The 14,283-nt window shown below is 67.6% G+C and carries 16 protein-coding genes; all 16 read left to right on the top strand.

From position 1 onward, the window contains the following. Positions 1 to 34 precede the first annotated feature (34 nt). The 16 genes from ACRWK8_RS14425 (at position 35) to ACRWK8_RS14350 (ending at position 14,275) form a co-directional block, all read left to right on the top strand. Positions 35 to 1,573 carry a terminase gene (locus tag ACRWK8_RS14425; RefSeq protein WP_431870823.1) on the top strand — a complete coding sequence of 513 codons (1,539 nt, stop codon included), beginning with the start codon at positions 35 to 37 and terminating at the stop codon, positions 1,571 to 1,573. Beyond that, positions 1,570 to 3,009: a phage portal protein gene (locus ACRWK8_RS14420; RefSeq protein ID WP_431870821.1), complete on the top strand. Its 1,440-nt coding sequence runs from the start codon at positions 1,570 to 1,572 to the stop codon at positions 3,007 to 3,009. The genes ACRWK8_RS14425 and ACRWK8_RS14420 overlap by 4 nt, the downstream gene beginning before the upstream one ends. Continuing rightward, positions 2,990 to 3,709: a VG15 protein gene (locus ACRWK8_RS14415; RefSeq protein WP_431870819.1), complete on the top strand. Its 720-nt coding sequence runs from the start codon at positions 2,990 to 2,992 to the stop codon at positions 3,707 to 3,709. The genes ACRWK8_RS14420 and ACRWK8_RS14415 overlap by 20 nt, the downstream gene beginning before the upstream one ends. Before the next feature lie 119 nt (positions 3,710 to 3,828). Beyond that, positions 3,829 to 4,341 (top strand): hypothetical protein, encoded by a 513-nt coding sequence (locus tag ACRWK8_RS14410; protein WP_431870817.1) that lies wholly within the window; start codon positions 3,829 to 3,831, stop codon positions 4,339 to 4,341. Positions 4,342 to 4,363: 22 nt separating this feature from the next. Continuing rightward, complete coding sequence (locus ACRWK8_RS14405; RefSeq protein ID WP_431870815.1) at positions 4,364 to 5,248, top strand: phage major capsid protein; 885 nt, start codon at positions 4,364 to 4,366, stop codon at positions 5,246 to 5,248. Further along, a complete protein-coding gene (locus ACRWK8_RS14400; RefSeq protein WP_431870813.1) occupies positions 5,248 to 5,667 on the top strand; it encodes a hypothetical protein in 420 nt (139 codons plus the stop codon). The genes ACRWK8_RS14405 and ACRWK8_RS14400 overlap by 1 nt, the downstream gene beginning before the upstream one ends. 112 nt (positions 5,668 to 5,779) lie before the next feature. Continuing rightward, the gene (locus tag ACRWK8_RS14395) at positions 5,780 to 6,010 is read left to right on the top strand and encodes a hypothetical protein (RefSeq protein ID WP_431870811.1); all 231 of its coding nucleotides are present in this window, start codon (positions 5,780 to 5,782) and stop codon (positions 6,008 to 6,010) included. Then, on the top strand, positions 6,007 to 6,303 hold the full coding sequence (locus tag ACRWK8_RS14390) for a hypothetical protein (protein ID WP_431870809.1): 297 nt from the start codon (positions 6,007 to 6,009) through the stop codon (positions 6,301 to 6,303). Before ACRWK8_RS14395 ends, ACRWK8_RS14390 begins: the two co-directional genes overlap by 4 nt. Further along, on the top strand, positions 6,300 to 6,695 hold the full coding sequence (locus ACRWK8_RS14385) for a hypothetical protein (RefSeq protein WP_431870807.1): 396 nt from the start codon (positions 6,300 to 6,302) through the stop codon (positions 6,693 to 6,695). The genes ACRWK8_RS14390 and ACRWK8_RS14385 overlap by 4 nt, the downstream gene beginning before the upstream one ends. A gap of 54 nt (positions 6,696 to 6,749) precedes the next feature. Continuing rightward, the gene (locus ACRWK8_RS14380) at positions 6,750 to 7,337 is read left to right on the top strand and encodes a hypothetical protein (protein ID WP_431870805.1); all 588 of its coding nucleotides are present in this window, start codon (positions 6,750 to 6,752) and stop codon (positions 7,335 to 7,337) included. Positions 7,338 to 7,412: 75 nt separating this feature from the next. After that, on the top strand, positions 7,413 to 7,637 hold the full coding sequence (locus ACRWK8_RS14375) for a hypothetical protein (RefSeq protein ID WP_431870803.1): 225 nt from the start codon (positions 7,413 to 7,415) through the stop codon (positions 7,635 to 7,637). Next, positions 7,634 to 7,948, top strand: coding sequence for a hypothetical protein (locus ACRWK8_RS14370; RefSeq protein WP_431870801.1), 315 nt, complete (start codon positions 7,634 to 7,636; stop codon positions 7,946 to 7,948). The genes ACRWK8_RS14375 and ACRWK8_RS14370 overlap by 4 nt, the downstream gene beginning before the upstream one ends. Positions 7,949 to 7,968: 20 nt before the next feature. Further along, the gene (locus tag ACRWK8_RS14365) at positions 7,969 to 8,292 is read left to right on the top strand and encodes a hypothetical protein (protein WP_378746782.1); all 324 of its coding nucleotides are present in this window, start codon (positions 7,969 to 7,971) and stop codon (positions 8,290 to 8,292) included. Between the two features lie 20 nt (positions 8,293 to 8,312). Further along, positions 8,313 to 12,359 (top strand): tape measure protein, encoded by a 4,047-nt coding sequence (locus ACRWK8_RS14360; protein ID WP_431870799.1) that lies wholly within the window; start codon positions 8,313 to 8,315, stop codon positions 12,357 to 12,359. 137 nt (positions 12,360 to 12,496) lie between these two features. Then, positions 12,497 to 13,252, top strand: coding sequence for a phage tail family protein (locus ACRWK8_RS14355; RefSeq protein WP_431870797.1), 756 nt, complete (start codon positions 12,497 to 12,499; stop codon positions 13,250 to 13,252). Positions 13,253 to 13,363: 111 nt separating this feature from the next. Next, on the top strand, positions 13,364 to 14,275 hold the full coding sequence (locus tag ACRWK8_RS14350) for a hypothetical protein (RefSeq protein ID WP_431870795.1): 912 nt from the start codon (positions 13,364 to 13,366) through the stop codon (positions 14,273 to 14,275). The last annotated feature ends 8 nt before the right edge of the window (positions 14,276 to 14,283 follow it).

Raw genomic sequence — 14,283 nt, 5'->3', positions numbered from 1 at the left:
TAACCGAACTCTCGGGTGGTCGGTTCTCGAATGGGTGACGGACTACGTTCTCCAGCCCGATGGGCCGGACGCCGGCGATCCGTTCACGTTCACCCCTGAGCAGGTCAGGATCGTGCTCCGCTGGTTCGAGATCGACGACCGCGGCGCCTTCAAGCGACGGTCGGGGACGGTGCGCCGCCTGAAGGGCTGGGGCAAGGACCCCTTCTTGGCTGTGCTCTCCCTCGTGGAGTTCGTCGGACCGTGCCGGTTCGGCGGGTGGGACGCAGATGGCGAGCCGATCGCGGTCCCGCACAAGTCGCCGTGGGTGCAGATCGCTGCGGTGTCCTTGACTCAAACCCGGAACACGATGCGCCTGATGCCGGGTCTGATGTCGGCGCGGATGATCGAGGAGTTCGGGATCGACCCGGGCAAGGAGATCATCTACAGCCGCGCCGGCGGCGTCCTCGAAGCGGTTACTTCGTCGCCGCGTGCTCTTGAGGGCGGCCGCGCCACGTTCGTCGTCATGAACGAAACCCAGCACTGGCTGGCGAACAACTCCGGCCATGACATGGCGATGACGATCGCGGGCAACATCGGCAAGTCCCGCGGTGGTGGCGCCAGGAGCATGCAGATCACCAACGCCCCACTGCCCGGCGAGGACTCCGTCGCGGAGCAGACGTGGGATGCGTGGGCGAAGGTCCAGGCGGGCGAGCTCGTCGACGCGGGCATGTACTACGACTCCATCGAGGCTCCGGCGACGGTCGACCTCGGAGACGAAGCGTCCCTCCGTGAGGGGATTCTGGCGGCGCGCGGGGACGCGACGTGGTTGGACATCGACTGGATCATCTCGACGATCTACCAGGGCACGTACCCGCCGTGGCAGTCCCGCCGCATGTTCCTCAACCAGCTCACGGCGCCGGACGATGCTCTCGTCGCGGTGCACGAGTGGGACGCGTGCGCGACCGCTGACCGTTTGGAGCCCGGTGACGACATCGTGCTTGGCTTCGACGGTGGGCGTCGCGATGACGCGACAGCGCTGGTCGCGATCCGTATCAACGACCGCCTGGTGCAGCCCCTCGGTATCTGGGAGGCCCCGGACGGCCCGGCCGGTCAGGACTGGGAAGTCGACCGGGAAGCCGTCGACGGCATGGTCCGGCACGCGTTCGAGGTGTACAAGGTGCGTGCGTTCTTCGCGGACGTCGCCTTGTGGGAGTCCTACGTCGACCAGTGGTCGCAGGACTTCCGTCGCAAGCTCAAGATCAAAGCGTCCGCCCGGTCGGCGGTCGGTAGGGACATGCGTGGTGGCCTCAAGGAGCTCACCGAAGCCAACGAGCGCCTTGTCGCCGCGATCGTCGACGGCAAGCTCAAGCAGACCGGCCACCCCGCCCTGCGCCGCCACGTGCTGAACGCGCGCCGCCGCCTGAACGCCTACGGGGTCAGCTTCGGCAAGGAGCACCGTGAGTCCAAGCGCAAGGTCGATGGCTACGCCGCGACGATGCTCGCTGACTTGGCCCGTCGGGTGCTGCTGGAGTCCCCGAAGTACCGGAAGCGCCGCATGGACGGCAAGAGCGCGAGGGCGGTGGTGCTGGGATGACGCAGATTTCCGCGACCGGGCTCACCAACTCTGAGCAGGCGACGCTGACCACGATCGTGGATCAGATCGAGTCCCACCGCGAGTACAACGAGCGCCGCGAGGCGTATTACGAAGGGTCGAAGCGGGTCCGCCAGCTGGGGATCGCGATTCCGCCGAAGCTCGCGGACGTAGCGACTGTCGTGGGCTGGCCGGGCATGGCCGTGGACGTCCTGGAGGAGCGCCTCGACCTCGAAAGCTTCTCTCTCCCGGATGGTGATGTCGCTGATCTCGGCCTCGACCAGGTGTGGTCTGACAACCATCTGGAGACCGAGTCCGGGCAGGCTCATCTGCCGACGCTGATGCACGGCATCAGCTTCGTTACCGTGTCGGCTGGCGTAGAGGCTGACGGCGAACCTCCGGTGTTGGTGACCGTGGAGCCCCCGACGCGCATGTCCGGGGTCTGGGACACGCGCGCTCGCCGCCTGTCCTCGGCCGCGTCGGTCCAGTGGGACAAAGAGGCAGGTCGATACACCGCCGCGACGCTCTACCTCGCGGACCAGACGATCTTCCTGGAGGCCCCGGCTGGTGGCGGCATGCTGCGGGTGGTGCACAGGGCTCGGCACGGCCTGGGGCGCCCGCTCGTGGTGCCCTTGGTGAACCGGCCGCGCGTCGGCCGCCCGTGGGGGCGTTCGGAGATCTCGCGGGCGATCATGTCCTACACCGACTCTGCGGTGCGGACCCTGCTGGGCATGGAGATCCACCGCGAGTACTACTCGTCTCCGCAGTTGGCTCTGATGGGTGTCGCTGAGGAAGCGTTCGTCAACTCGGATGGTTCCGCGAAGACGGCGTGGGAGGTGTACCTCGGTCGTGTGCTCGCGCTGACGCGTGACGAGGACGGTGAGCTTCCGCAGGTGCAGCAGCTCTCGGCTGGGTCTCCGGCCCCGTATCTGGAGCAGGTGCGCGGGCTGGCGAACCTCGTCGCTGGTGAAGCCGCGATCCCCGCGTCCTACCTCGGGTTCGTCACTGACAACCCCAGCTCGGCGGACGCCATCCGCGTATCCGAGGCGCGGCTCGTGAAGCGTGCCGAACGCCGACAGCGGATTTTCGGGTCCGCGTGGTGCGAGGTTATGCGCATGGCCCTGCTCGTCCGCGACGGCACCGTCCCGCCCGAGGCCCGTTCCTTGGTGGCCCGGTGGCGCGACGCCGCCACACCGACCCGCGCCGCTCAGGCCGACGCCGTCATGAAACTCGTGTCCGCTGGCGTCCTGCCCGCGAACAGCGAGGTCACCTACGAACTGCTCGGCTACGACCGCACCACCATCAACCGACTCTCGGCCGAGGCCCGCAAGATCCGCACAGAGCAGATGCTCAACGGCCTCCTGTCCCAGCCGGGCCCGGATGGCCAGGTGTCGGCCCTGACCGCGCGGGGTGCTGCTGATGTCGACGACGCTGAATAGGCAGCACCTGCAACTGCTGGACCGCACTGCGGAGCTCGCTGTCGCTGACCTCACCCGGCTGTGGCGGGCTCTACCGCGCACGGACATCGACCGGCTCGTCGATGCCCTGGTGGAACTTGTTCCCGGGCTTGCTGCCAGGTGGGGGGACGTCGCGTCGGTGGGCGCCAGCGACTACTTCGACGCCGTCCGGGAGTTCTACAACCCGGGCGGCTCCTACTTGGCTCGCCCGGGTGCGCCCGCGCCCGTGGAGCAGGTGCAGGCGTCCACCCGGTGGGCCGTCGGGCCCCTGTTCCAAGCGTCCCCGGACGAGGCTGCGACGTTGGCTCGTCTGGCTTCGTCGCTGGACCGGCTGGTGCGTGGCGCCGACCGGGACACCATCGCGGGCAATGCCACCCGAGACCGTCGCGCGCTCGGGTATCGACGTGTGGCGCGTCCGGGTGCGTGCGCGTTCTGTCTGATGCTCGCCACCCGCGACGACTACTCCTCCCAGGCCGCCGCCAGCGCGGTCGGCGCGGGGCAGCGTGGCCGCATCCGAGGCAACCAGTCCGCAGGCAGCCGCTACCACGACAACTGTCGGTGCTTCGCGGCCCCGGTGTACGCCGGGTGGGAGCCCGACGCTGACGTGCAACGCGCCCTCGACCTCTACGACCGCGCTGGCGGCGACATCAAGCAGATGCGTCGCCTTCTCGCTGAGACCTGATCTTCCCCGACCCGCACGGAGTCGGGGTTTCGCGTGTGCCGCATGGCCTCGCACCTCCACCTGACCATCCCGCCTCTTCGCCGCATGGCCGCAGGGGCTATCCCGCACGGGAGATCCACATGTCTGAGAGCAGCACCGAGACCAGCACCGCTGAGGCCGCCGTCGTAGCGGACCCGCTCGCGGATACCAGCGTCCAGTTCCAGGAAGCGCCCGAGCGCGACGACCAGGAGCAGGGCATCGACTGGAAGTCCAAGTCCCGCGAGTGGGAGAAGCGCGCGAAGGCCAACGCGAGCGCGGCCAAGAAGCTCGAAGAGCTCGAAGACGCCAAGAAATCCGAGGTCGAACGCGTCACCGGCCGCCTCACGAAGGCCGAGGCCGAGCGCGACGACGCCGTAGCCAAGCTGCTGCGCTACGAGGTTGCCGCTGCCACGGGGATTCCCCCGACGGCGGCTCACCGCCTTCAGGGGTCCTCTCGCGAGGAGCTGGAGGCCGACGCGCGCGAGCTGGCGAAGCTGCTCGCCGACAAGAAGGAAGCCGAGCGCAAGGAGAACCTTGTCGACCCGTCCGCGGGCCGAGGATCCAGCGCTGGCAGCTCTACCGCGGAGCAGTTCGCGGCCATGTTCAGCAAGTAGACCAACCTGAGGAGTCGCCGCTATGGCGGGTATCGACATCAACAGGACGACCGACGGTGTGTACCTTCCGCCTGCGGTGTCCTCCGAGATCTGGGCCGATGCCCAGGAGCAGTCCATCGTCATGCAGCTGGCTCGGCAGATCAACCTGCCCGCCAGTGGGATGACGATCCCGATGATCACTGGGGACCCGGAGGCTGAGTGGGTCGCGGAGACCGACGAGAAGCCCATCAGCCGTGGGACGTTCGACCACCGGACCCTGACCCCGTACAAGCTCGCGGTGATCGAGCCGTTCTCCATGGAGTTCCGGCGTGACATCCCGGCCCTGTACAGCGCGGTGCGGTCCCGTCTGGCGAACGCCATTGCGAGGAAGTTCGACGAGGCGGTCCTGTTCGGCCCCAGCCCGGGTACCGGGTTCGACAACCTGTCCGACGCCCCGACGGTGGACATCGTCAACACCGACGACGCCACCATGTACGACGGTTTGGTCGAGGCGATCTCCGTGGTGTCGGACGCCGACGGTGAGCTGTCTTCGTGGGTGTTCAACGGCTCCGGGGAGGCGCTCGCCCTCCAGGCCAAGGACGGCATGGGTCGGCCGCTGTTCATCAACAACCTCCAGACCGAAGGCCGCTCCATCGGCACGTTCCTGGGGCGCCCGGCCTACAAGTCCAAGCACGTCCGCCGCGACGACGACACCATCGGTTTCGCTGGTGACTGGTCGACGGCCATGTACGGCGTGGTCGCTGGGATCAGCGTGACCGAGTCGGACCAGGCCACCCTGACTGACGGCGACACCACGCTCAACCTGTGGCAGCGCAACATGTTCGCCTTGAGGTGTGAGGCCGAGATCGGGTTCGCGGTGCGCCACAGCGACCGGTTCGTGCGTCTCACCAACGGCTCGGGCTCCTGATGTCGTGGGCCGACCCGCAGGACGTCATCGACCGGTGGGTCGGCCCCGGAGCGCCCACCGACGAGGACATGATCCAGCGGTGGATCGACGACGCTGAGACCGTTCTCCGCTACGAGGTGCCCGACATCGAGTCCCGTCTCGACGAGGGCACTCTCACCATGGACACCGTCGTGTTCGTGGTGTGCCGCATGGTCATCCGGGTCCTGCGCAACCCGCGCGGGGTCCGACAGGAGGGCGTCGGCCCGTTCAACGTCACCTACACCGGAGACAAGCCGGGCGACTTGTGGCTGACCGACGACGAGCGCGCCATGCTCGAAGGCCAACCCCGCAGGCGACAGACGGCGTTCACGATCGACCCCACGCCTGCGGGTTCGTGGACGCCGCGTCCGCCGGACCCGTGGGGGTCACCTCATGGATAACGCCACCGTGGTACTGCTACGCAGGGTCGGCGGGGGCCGTGACCAGTACGGCGACCCGATCCCTGTCACATGGGAGCGGGTTGCTCTTCCGTCTTCGGCAGTAGCCCCGCGCATGGCCTCGAACGACGTCAGCGCGGACGTGGACTACTCCTACGGGCGCATCAGCCTCGTCACCGGCCTGATCCTGTACGTCGCCTCCCAGGAAACGATCCGCCCGGTGGACCGTGTCGAGGTCAACGGGATCGAGTACTCGATCGAGGGCGAGATCGGCCAATGGGTCAGCCCGTTCTCGACGTGGGCTCCTGGCCAGCAGATGGCTCTTCGCAGATCGGAGGCGCTATGAGCGGTTTTGGTCGTGTCCGCCTGGATCACCGGGGAGTCAGCGAGGTCATGCGCTCCGAACCGGTGCGCACCGCCGTGACCTTCGCGGCCGAGCAGGTCGGGGCAGCCGTGCGCGTCTCGGGGCGCCCGGTGGAGGTGCTGGTCGAACCAGCCGCGTCCGGGTCGGGCATTCGGGACGCTCGCCCGGTCGGGCGGGTCACCGTCATGTCCGTGGACGCACTCCCTCGCGAGCTCAAGCACGGCCACATGGCGCGTGCTGCCGCTGCCCTCGGACTGGAGGTGGGGGAGGGGTGATCGGCCCGGAGTACTCCGACCTGGAACGCGACATGGTCGACTACCTCACCGCCCTCCGCTCGGAGTTCCCAGAGCAGTACCGCCAGGCCACCATCGGCGTGGGCCTGCCGGAGGGGTGGACACCTTCGGGTGAGCACCTGTCCGTGAGGGAGGACGGATCCTCGGAGCTGCGCGCCTGGTCGGAGGCCGGGGCGCTGCTGGAGACAGCGACGGTGCGGGTGGTGGCGTGGGCCTCCACCTACACGCGGGTGAAGGAGCTCGCCAGGGTGGCTCGCGCTGCTGCGCTGAGGTACCCGTCGTCCCCTGCTCTGGGGGTGCGTGCGTCGATCGACGACGACACCCGCTCGCCGATCGCGTCCTTCACCGTCACGGTGCGGCGACGCCCCATCTAGCTCTCCTGAACCGCGCGAACCATCTTTCACTCAGGAGAAACAGGAGGTCAGCTGATGGCTGGCAACCCGAATAACGCCTCTGTGTGGGCGTATGCCGATGTGCTCATCGGTGGCCTCGACGCTGAAATCCCCTCTGATGGCGATGACTTCGGCCCGGACTGGGACTACGTCGGCCTTCTCAACGGAGACGACGGCTTCTCGGAGACCATGGACGTCGACAGCTCCGACCACTTCGCGTGGGGCGGCATCCTCGTCGCGACGACCCGGTCGAACTTCAAGCTGACCAGGAGTTTCACGGCGTTCGAGGACAACGAGACCGTGTACGACCTCGTCTACGCGGGCCACGACGTGTCCTTCGCGGGCGACGGCACCTACTCCGGGGATGTGCACGTCCCCGACCTCCAGGCTCGGTTCAAGATCGCGTTCGTGACCCGTTCCGGGACCGGCGCTGACGCGCAGGTCAAGCGCGTCATCTCGAAGAACTACGCGCAGGTCGAGGAGCGCGGCGACGCCCAGGAGTCCGAGACCGAGATCAGCTCCCGCGCGATCACCGTGGCGATCTACCCGACCGAGGAAGACCCCGACACCGGAAAGAGCACGCTCTTCTCCGTCTACAAGGGCCCACTCACCAACGGCTCCTGACCCAGACCCCGGGCCGGGGTCGTTCGCGCGGTTCAGCCCCGGCCCGGCCCACACCTGAACCGCGAGGAGGTGCGTGTGCAGATCCCCAGCCGCGACGAGATCGCAGACAAGATCGAGCAACTCGGTCTCGACCCGCTCGAACCCTCGTCACGAGCTCAGGCTGTCAACGCGATCCTCACTGATCGCGCGCCCACCCCTCCACCCTTCGGGACACTGCTGTCCCGCACCACGGTCGCTGTCGCTGACGGCTACCTGGAAATCACCGTCACCCACCACACGAGCGAAGGAACCGCGCCATGACCGCTCCCAAGAAGACCACCACCCGCAAGACCACCCCGAAGACCGACAAGCCCAAGGTCATCAGCTTCCGAGGTGAACGCTTCCGCCTCCCCGAACTGGAAGGCGGAAGCCTCGACATCGACGTCATCGAAGCGTTCGAGGACGGCAAGGTCGTCACCGCCGTCCGTAGCCTCCTCGGCATGCAGCAGTGGGCCACCGTCAAGGCCATGACCCCCAAGCCGACCATGGCCGACCTCGAAGACATCGCGGACAAGATCGCCAAGGTGTACGGGATGGGGTCGGCGGGGGAATCCGACGCCTCCTCCGACTGATCCGCGACCACGCGGACGCGGTGGAGGCCGACCTGGCCCGCTACTACCACTCCAGCATCTACGACTACTGGGACGGCCAGCTGTCCATGTGGCAGCTGGCTGCTCGCATCCGACACCTGCCCGTGGAGTCGGCCTGCAACGCGGCGCTTGGCGGGGACGAGCTCACCGTTGGCGAGTACCTGCTGTACGACCTGGTGCACATCCACACCGAGAAGCCCCACCCGCAGGACCCGCGTGTTAAGCGCGCGGAGAAGGTCAAGAACGCGCAGCTCAAGGCTGCCCACGAGCGGGCGCGTGATCGTCGTGACCGGCTCGGCATGAGGGGCTCCGTGCTCCGCAAATGAACCTGAGGGGGTGAACCCCCTTGGCTTCAGTCGGGTACGCGACCCTGTCCATCGTTCCGTCCATTCGCGGCCTCGCGGGTGAGCTGAACAGGCAGCTCGGCGCATCGGCCCGTCCGGCGCAGCGCGCGGGCGAGCAGATCGGCACGTCCGTGTCCGCGGGCGCTTCCAAGGGGCTGGGGCGCCTCCAGCGTTCCATCGAGACGGTCACCTCAGGTGCCGGACGGGCGTTCTCCGGCGTCGCCACGACCGTGGGACGCCTGGCCCCCGCCCTGAACAACGCGAACCGGGGCACGTCCCAGCTGGGGCAGGGATTCCGTGGCGTGTACACGCAGGCGTCCGGCCTCGGTGGAGCCCTCAACAACATCGGCCTCGCCGCGAACACAGCATTCACGGTGGGGCGTGACGGTGCTGGCCTGCTCGCCGCTGGCATGCAGCGGACCGGTGTGTCCGCGTCCGCCGCGAACTCCATCTTCTACCGGATGGGTGGCACCCTCAGCTCGATCGGCAGCACCGCAGGCAGTGCCCTGTCCACCGTCGGAGCTGCGGCCACTTCGGCCGCGACGTCCCTGCGCACGAGCTTCTCGAACGCAGCAGAATCCGCTGGTGAGACCATCCGCAACACCCTTGGTGGTGCGGTCGCGAGGGTCGGTGCGCTCATCGCTGGCCTCGGCCTGGGCGCGTTCGCCGCTGAGGTCGCTCGGGTGGCGTCCGGGGCGTCCACCACCCAGGCGCAGATCGAGGCCCTGTACGGGGCGGCCGGTGGTGGCGCTGCTGAGGTCGCCGCCCTCATGGACGGCATGGCCGAGCGCTTCCGTGGGCTGGACATGGCCGCGATGCGCGAAGGCGCCGTCTCCCTGGCCTACATGGGCTTGCAGGGCGAAGAAGCCGTCGGTGTCCTGGAGCGCCTGGAGAAGGCCACCACGGTCACCGGATCCGGCACCGTGGGGCTCCAGCGCGCCATGGCTGGCCTCACCAAAGGCGTGAACGCGGGCAAGTTCATGATGGGCGAGCTCAACCAGATCTCGGATGCAGGCATCCCGATCTATGACTCGCTCGCTGACGTCCTCGGGGTGTCCATCCCCGAAGCCCAAGCGATGGCATCGGCTGGTGCCATCGGCCTGTCCGACGTCCTCGACGCGCTGTCCGGTGACTACGGAACCTGGTTCCCGGCCCTTCTTGAAGGCGCGGACAACGTCGGCAAAACCTTCTCCGGCGCGTGGTCGACCGTCAAGAACACCCTGGTCAACGGGTTCGCGGAGCAGCTTGTCCCGCTCATCGACCGAGCCGCGCCGCTCATGCTCGGACTGGCCACCAGCGTCGAATCCGGGTTCTCGGCCCTTCCCGGTGTCCTCGGGCGTCTCCGCGACGCGCTCAGTGGCACGGGGATCGTCGACGGCATCAAGACCATGGTCCAGGGCGTCAAGGACTTCGGCGCTTCAGCGATGCCCGCGCTCGCGCCCTTCGTTGACGCCGTCAAGTACGGGCTCGCGGTGTCGCTGGAGATCGCCCGCCAAGCCATCGACCGTGTCGGTGCCGCTTTCTCTGCCATGGGCGCGTGGATGCGTGAGAACCGTGGCGCGGTGGAGCTCCTCGGAGCGGTGATCGGGTCGATGGTCGCCGGCCTCACGATCTACGCGACCGTCAGCGGCATCGCGCGGATCGCCACGATGACGTGGGCTGCCGCTCAGTGGGCGCTGAACACGGCTCTTTCTGCGAATCCGATCGGCCTGATCGTCGCCGCGGTCGCCGCCCTCGTGGGTGGCGTCATCTACGCGTACCGGAACTTCGAAGGGTTCCGCAAGGTCGTCGACTCGGTGTGGAAGACCATCAAGACCGCTGCCCTGTGGATCTGGGACAAGGGCCTGAAGCCCGCCTTCGACGGCATCATGGCCGGCGTCCGTTGGGTTGGCGACGCCGTCATGTGGCTGTGGAACAGCGCCATCAAGCCAGCGTGGAACGCCATCGTCGGCGCTTTCAACGCCAGCAAGAACACCGCTGGTGGCGTCCTCGATGGCATCTCGAATGCGTTCACCTCTCTCGGTCAGGCCGCGATGGGCCTGTGGACCGACTACATCAAGCCCGCCTTCGATTGGATCTGGGGCCTCCTCAAGAACGTCGCGACACTCATCATCGTGGTCGTGATCGCCCCGCTCGTGATCGCTTTCAAGACGATGGGCGCCATCGTCACGTGGCTGTGGTCTGCGGCCATCAAGCCCGCATTCAACTTCATCGCCGCCGGAGCGCTGTGGCTGTGGCAGAACGCTCTGAAACCGGCCTGGGATGGGATCATCGGCGGCCTCAAAACCGTCGCGACCTGGTTCGCGTGGCTGTGGGCGAGCGCCATCAAACCCGCCATCGACCTCATCGCTGCGGGCGCCCTGTGGCTGTGGAACCAGGGCATCAAACCCGCGTGGGACATGGTCGTCGCGGGCGCGAAATGGGTCGCCAGCGGCTTCACGTGGCTATGGAACCGCATCAAAGCGATCTTCAACTTCATCGCCGGCCACGTCAGGGCATGGTGGACCCGAACCCGAGCCATCTTCGCGCTCGTGGTCTTCTACGTGCGCTCGACCCTGGGGGCCGCGTTCACGTGGTTCCGCGACAAGGTCATCAAGCCGGTGTGGGACTGGATCTCCGGGCACATCAACCGGATCTGGAACAACGGCATCAAGCCAGCGTTCGACAAGGTCAAAGAGGGCGTCCAAGCGATGCGGGACGCCTTCGACGCTGGGAAGAAAGCGATCGGGAAAGCCTGGGAAGGCATCCGCGATTCCGCGAAGAAGCCCGTCAATTTCCTCATCGACACGGTCTACAACCGCGGCATCATGCCCTTGTGGAACAAGGTCGCTGGGGTTGTCGGAGCGACGAAGCTCAAGGAAGTCAAGGCGTTCGCGACCGGCGGCTCGGTGTACGGGCCGGGAACCGGCACTTCTGACTCCATCCCCGCGCTGCTGTCCCACGGGGAGCATGTGTGGACGGCACGAGAGGTGCGGTCCGCGGGCGGGCACGGTGCGGTGGAGCAGATCCGAGCCCAGGCCCTCGCAGGGGGCACGACCTACGCCCGTGGTGGCGCGGTGGGTTTCCCGAACGCGCCGCGCATCCCTTCAGGGAAGCGCATGCTGGACGCCCTCGCGGACTTCGTGTCGCCTTCGGGCCTGTTCGGCGCGGGCGTTGACCTGATCACGGGCAACTACAAGGCCGCGATCGACAAGGTCCTCAAGCCCGCGCGGGACATCACGGCTGAGATCGGCACCAAGGGTTTCCCTGGGGTGCCGCACCAGATCGTGAAGACCGGCGGCGACAAGATCAAGGACAAGATCACGTCCCTGGTCGAGTCGTACAACTCCGCGCTGTCTGCCGCTGGCGGTGGCGCGGACTCGTGGGTGGGCCTCGGGTCGGCTTCGGAGCGTCTCCAGAGGGCCGCGTCGTGGGCTCGCACCCAGCATGGCCTGCCGTACCAGTGGGGTGGCGCGGGCAACCCGTCGTGGGACTGCTCGGGGTTCATGGCGGCGATCGAGAACGTGATTCGAGGCCTGCGCCCTGGACGCCGGTACACGACTCACAGCTTCGCGGGGACTCCGCCTGCCGGTTGGCAGAAGGGCCTCAAGAGCCCGTTCACGGTCGGTGTACAGCACGGCGGTCGCGGCGGAGGCCACATGGCCGGAACGCTCATGGGCGTCAACGTCGAATCCGGCGGCCGTGGTGTTCAGGTCGGCTCCGGAGCCCGCGGCACGCGTTCGTTCCCGCACCAGTTCGGGTTCAAGCCCGTCGCGGGTGACCGGGTCGCTGGGTCGATCACTGCTGACGAACCGATGCTGTACGACCAGGGAGGCATGCTCAAGCCGGGCCTCCAGTTGGTCTACAACGGCACCGGCAAGCCCGAGACAGTGCGCACGGCTGCTCAGGAGGCACGCGTGGAGCGTCTCCTGGAGGCCATGGAGCGCGGTGGGACTGGGAACGTCATCCACATCCAACCACCCCCGGCAACGGTGTCCGAGCTGGTCGACGGAGTCTCCTACGCGCTGCGCCGGTCTCGGCGCGGCGGTGTGCATGCGGGGGTGAGGTGATGCCCTTGCGGGAACAGCGGTGGGAACTCGACGGCGTAGCCTTCGGCCGTGGCACTGGCATCGAAGTCCGTGAGTTCGAGGTCGGCCCGCCCGACATCGAAACCGGGGACCTCCAGCTCCCAGGGCAGGATGGGACGGTGTTCGGCCGTGACACCCACAGCGGCCGGACGCTGACTTGGGAGTTGTTCACGGCCCGCCAGTGGTCCGCGGCGGAGGCTCGGGATCGCTGGTCGGAACTCCAGGCGAAGTGGATCAACCCTGCTCGACGCCTGCGTCCGCGCACGGTCATGCCGTTGCGGATGCGACTCCCTGGGGGTCGGGCGGTGGTTGTCTACGGGCGGCCGCGTCGCTTCGAGGCCCCGGACGCCGGGATGATCCGGCAAGGCCACGTGGAGATGATCGCGGACTTCAAGTGCGCCGACGGCCTGTTCTACAGCGACAACGGCGACGAGGGCGGGGCGCGCAGTATCACGCTCACCCTCGTCGCTTCTGCTGGCAGCGGGATCGTGTGGCCGGTCACCTGGCCCCTCACGTGGGGCGCTCAGGGTGTCCGCCAGGACGCGGTCGTCAACTCCGGCGACTCGCCGTCATGGCCGGTGATCACGTTCCACGGGCCGGTCGCGAACCCGTCGATCGAGCTCGTGGGGACCGGGAGGCGTCTGACTCTGGACACCACGCTGGCGTTCGACAGGTCGATCACCATCGACACCCGCCCGTGGGCACGCACGATCCTGCGTGACGACGGAGCATCGTTCGCCGGTGTGGCGCGCGGCGCCGCGCTCTCCGAATTCGTGTTGCCGGTCGGTCAGACGGTGCTCGCTTATCGGGGCACGGACCTGTCCGGCCAGTCCCGGTGCGTCATCTCCTGGCGCGACGCCTACAGCACTCCTTAGGAGGACATTGTGGCTCTTGAAATGGACTCTTGGGCGGTCACTGGCGCTCAGTCGTCGGCTCGTATTGCGCGGCTGATGCACCAGTCGGGTACGTCGTCTGGGAACGGAGTGGTGGATGTCGGGCACCTCCAGGTGCTGCCGCTGGAGGTGCCGGGCGGGGGTGTCCGCATCCTCGCGGGCGGCGCGACGATCCTCGGCCGCGAGCAGCAGTTCCAGGGCTCCTACTTCGCATACAACGTCGGTACCGACACCATCGACATCTCACCGACCGGGTCGGGCAGCGGCCGGTCCGACATGGTCGTCCTCCAGGTTGAGGACCCCAACATCGACGGCACCCCGTGGTCGCATGACGTCACCACCGACCCTGTCTACTACTTCCGGGTCATTGAGGGTGTCAGTAGCACTGCCACCGAGCCTCCCGCAGGCCTGACAGCGATCCCGCTCGCGCGCATCACCCTGCCCGCTTCCACGGGCACGGTCACGGCCGCGCGCATCACGGACCTTCGCCGGTCCGCGAACCCCAAGTCGCAACGGGTCCTGCGGGTGCAGCGTGGTGGCACCCAGACGGACGGGTCGTGGGACGAAGCCGGGAACATCCAGAACCCGAACTTCGAGCGATGGCCGCAGCACGACTGGACAGTGACGATCCCCGAGTGGGCGACGCAGGTGCAGGTGCTCGCGGACTGGACGAACGTGTTCCTCAAGCCCTTGACCCCGAGTGGCGCGAACGACGCGATCGGGCAGCTGTTCGTGGGCCTGGTGGGCGGTCCAGACGGGCCGCTGTACACCACCTCCTCGGCGTACAACTTCAACCAGTTCAGCGCCACCAACGGATACAGGTGCTCGGCCGCGAACAAGGACCAGATCCCGATCCCGCCCGCATGGCGTGGCCTGACGGTCCAGGTGCGCATGTACGTCATGGGTAGCGCCGGACAGAACGGCCGCCTGGTCGCGGACAACTGGGCGAACTTCTCCTGCGACCTGGAGTTCCTGGAGATCCCGGCGCCCGAGGCTCAGCTGTGAGCTGGCGG

It is taken from the genome of Nocardiopsis eucommiae, from assembly GCF_965344335.1.
GTDB lineage: Bacteria > Actinomycetota > Actinomycetes > Streptosporangiales > Streptosporangiaceae > Nocardiopsis > Nocardiopsis eucommiae.
The sequence above is the reverse complement of the archived record's forward strand: the minus strand, read 5'-3'. Positions and strand labels throughout refer to the sequence as shown.